We start from the raw sequence: 3,021 nt of genomic DNA on the forward strand, positions 1-3,021 counted from the left end.
CGCGCTCCAGCAAGTCAGCTTTTACGTGAAGAACGGCGCGGGGCGCTCGGGCTTGTTCTCGACGCGGGTGAGCCAGTAGTGGGCGTCCCACTTGTCGTCATCGAGCAAGAATCGCCAGAACTTGATGCGCTGAGTGATCTCCAGGCGATCGTCGTTGCCGTACCAGCGATGATTTCGATTCAGAATCCCCGGCACCTGGGGGTCGTTGAGGTCATCTGTGTTCCAGAGCTGGCGCTGACGCACGGTCGGGTTGAGGCGCAGCTTGAACATGTAGCGCATGCTCTCTGTGTGGTTGGGCTGCGCGCAGTGCCAGAGCCCATGATGCCCCACCGCGATTGTCCCCGCCTTGCAGACCATCGGGAGCTGGCCCCGAAAGTTCTGGTAGCGCCCGATATCGGTTTCGTGGATGCGGCGCAGGTGGCTGCCGGGCAGAAACATCGTCCCGCCCATCTCGCGCGGCGTGTCGTGAGGAAAATAAAACAACTGGATATCGAAGTGCTGGCGCGGGTCAATGATATTATCGGCGTGCCAGATTTGCCCCTCTTCGTGGTGCGGCCCCACTTTATGGAACGCGTGGTGGTCGTAGAGCGGTGACGGCCCAACAAGGCTCCGGATAATTCCCTCCACTTGCGGCAGACGAAAAAACGCCCCGAAGCCCTTGCTCTCTTTCCAGATATTGGCGAGCTCCTGGCCGGATTTTTCGTAGCCGGTGGGGATGAGTTTTTCATCAATCTCCCGCATCGCCTCTTGATTCACTTCATCGGGAATGAGCTCCGGGAAGACCAGCAGACCGTCGGCGGCGAAGTTTGCTAGTTGGACTGTTGTGAGCAGATGCTCTTTACTAACTGCCATTGCTGATATCCTCCAGCTTCTCTAAAATATACTCAAAGCGTAGGTACGAGGTTGTCAGCTCCATGCCGGGGTAGGCGGGGTTGAGCTGCGGGAACTGGATCACGCGCCAGCCATCTTTCATCGCTTCGATCACCGAGTTGTAGGGGGGCGTGTCGCTGTCGCCCGTGGTGTGGTGCTCCTTGCCCGTCCCGTCCCAGATAGACCAGGCGCACACGCCGCTATTCAGTGCGGGATAGTGCAGGTAGAGTACCAGCAGTTTTTGCCGTAACATCGTTATCCTCCAGATCGCTCCCATGAACGGGAGCGTCTTATTGTCCTCGTGCCTCGGACACAAAGGCTGCAGGCAGCCATCCGAACTTCCTATGGGCGGCACGCCCTTCGTGTCGCGTAGCGACAATAAGACGCCCCCGTTTATCGGGGCGGAATTGGTTGATTTTAATTGTTCTTATTCTCTGTTTCAATGGCCTAGGTTGTCAATTGGTGGTAAAAAATCGTTATGAACACGGGAGGCGATAACTGGCAAGCTGCCGAGTGGCCGATCTGCCTGGCGGAGCCGCCTGTGCTAGTGCAGATGTCGGCGGGGCTGCACGGGGGACAGAGCACGGATCGCTTCCAGCTTCCCACGCTCTGGTCGCTGCACTTCTACCGCTACCGTGCCACTTTGGAGCTGGCCGGGCAGGTCTTTCCGATCCGTCCCGGCTTTGTAGGACTGACCCCACCCAACCAGCCGGTGCTCTACCGCTACGAGGGGCCATCGCCGCATTTGTACGCCCACTTTCGCCTTCCGCCGGGCACCAGTACCGGGACAATTCCGCTGATGCAGGATCTGGGCGCACGCTTTCCGGCACTCTACACCCAGTTCGAGGAAGTGGCGCTCGCGCCGCACCTGCCGCGCTGGCGACGGCAAGCACGTCTGTGGGAGATTCTTTGTCAGCTCACCGAGCGTCCGACGCCGCGCACCAGCACCACGGGCCATCCCGCCGTTGCGGCGACCATCGAGCGCATCGAGCAGCGCTTGGGGGAGCCGCTCAGTATCGCTCAGCTCGCCCGTGAAGCGGGGGTGTCGTACAGCTATCTGGGGCGACTTTTCCAGCAGCAAGTGGGAACCAGCGCGATTGGCTATCTGCGCCAGCGCCGCATCGAACGGGCCGAGCACCTACTGAAAGAGTCCACGCTTCCCATAAAATCCGTCGCCATCGCCGTCGGTATCCCGGACTTGCATCTGTTCAATAAGACCATCCGAAGCGCTTTGGGGGTGTCGCCGCGCGCGCTTCGAACCACCCCCAGCCCCTCCCGCTGAGCGAGGTAGAAGATAGTCATGACCTCTAGCGTGTGGCGGCTATTTTAGCGAGACAATGGCGGAGCGAATTTCACTGAGCGTGAACGTGAGGGAATCCGGTTTCGCATCCTTCGCCGCCGAGAAGATCAATCGGCCACGCACTGTCTCACCTGGCTTGATTTCCGAGTTTAGGCTCGTATTTCCCACCGCATTGAACAATGTGTTTTGGAAATCCATCGGCTCGTTGTTCGCATCCTTCATAGCCAACGTGTAATTGCCCCAGTTAATCTCCCTTGCTAGCTGGCCTGGATTTGTGTAGGCGACATGAACCACCACGAGCTTCTTGTCTTCGTCTGGGGTGACCTCGCCGAGTGCTACCGCGCTTTCTTCGACTTTCTCCACGGCGAAGTCTAAAAAGCCCAGCTCGACTTTTTCCTTTAGCTTCGCCTTGCCCGTGTCAAGCGCGGTGACGCCATCGGGGGCCGCGTACATGCCCGTGAACTTCTTGACCTTTCCCTTCAGATCGAAGCGTACTACCGGCGCATTGCCGCTCAGGACGATCAGCTTGGGGATAGGGTCGCTTGCGGGAACCTCGACGTAGGTCACGAAAGGAGCTTTCTGTGCGGGTTTCAGCTGCACGCTCACTTGTGACATTTTCTCTGGATTGAGAGCCACCTCGACATTCTCATAGTTCGCATTGTCGGCACCGACGACCGTGAATCGAACGAGGCTCCCATCAAATCCAAGCTCCTGGGTGCCAGGATTTTGCACGGTGTAGTTGAGCACGAGGAACTTCTTGCCCTGACCGGCGACTGCCATCTCGTTGCTGTTGACACGCGTGGCAAAGCTCGCGCCTGTCAAGATGATCTGGTACTTGCCAATCCGAGAGG

The 3,021-nt window shown here is 58.5% G+C and carries 4 protein-coding genes; 1 reads left to right on the forward strand and 3 read right to left on the reverse strand.

Annotated features, from left to right (window positions below):
- Nucleotides 1–21 precede the first annotated feature (21 nt).
- Both ACH2EH_RS21970 and ACH2EH_RS21975 read right to left on the reverse strand, forming a co-directional pair.
- Nucleotides 22–852, reverse strand: a complete 831-nt coding sequence (locus ACH2EH_RS21970; RefSeq protein ID WP_395145105.1) for a phytanoyl-CoA dioxygenase family protein — start codon at nt 850–852, stop codon at nt 22–24.
- Nucleotides 842–1,123, reverse strand: a complete 282-nt coding sequence (locus ACH2EH_RS21975; RefSeq protein WP_309689219.1) for a hypothetical protein — start codon at nt 1,121–1,123, stop codon at nt 842–844. Before ACH2EH_RS21975 ends, ACH2EH_RS21970 begins: the two co-directional genes overlap by 11 nt.
- 225 nt (nt 1,124–1,348) lie before the next feature.
- Between ACH2EH_RS21975 and ACH2EH_RS21980 the strand changes: the two genes are divergently transcribed.
- Complete coding sequence (locus ACH2EH_RS21980) at nt 1,349–2,152, forward strand: helix-turn-helix domain-containing protein (protein ID WP_395145106.1); 804 nt, start codon at nt 1,349–1,351, stop codon at nt 2,150–2,152.
- 39 nt (nt 2,153–2,191) lie between these two features.
- Here the strand turns inward: ACH2EH_RS21980 and ACH2EH_RS21985 are convergent.
- Nucleotides 2,192–3,021: DUF4352 domain-containing protein (locus tag ACH2EH_RS21985; protein WP_395145108.1), on the reverse strand; the 830-nt coding region annotated here is incomplete at its 5' end.

Origin of the sequence: Armatimonas sp. (assembly GCF_043760365.1) — a bacterium.
GTDB lineage: Bacteria > Armatimonadota > Armatimonadia > Armatimonadales > Armatimonadaceae > Armatimonas.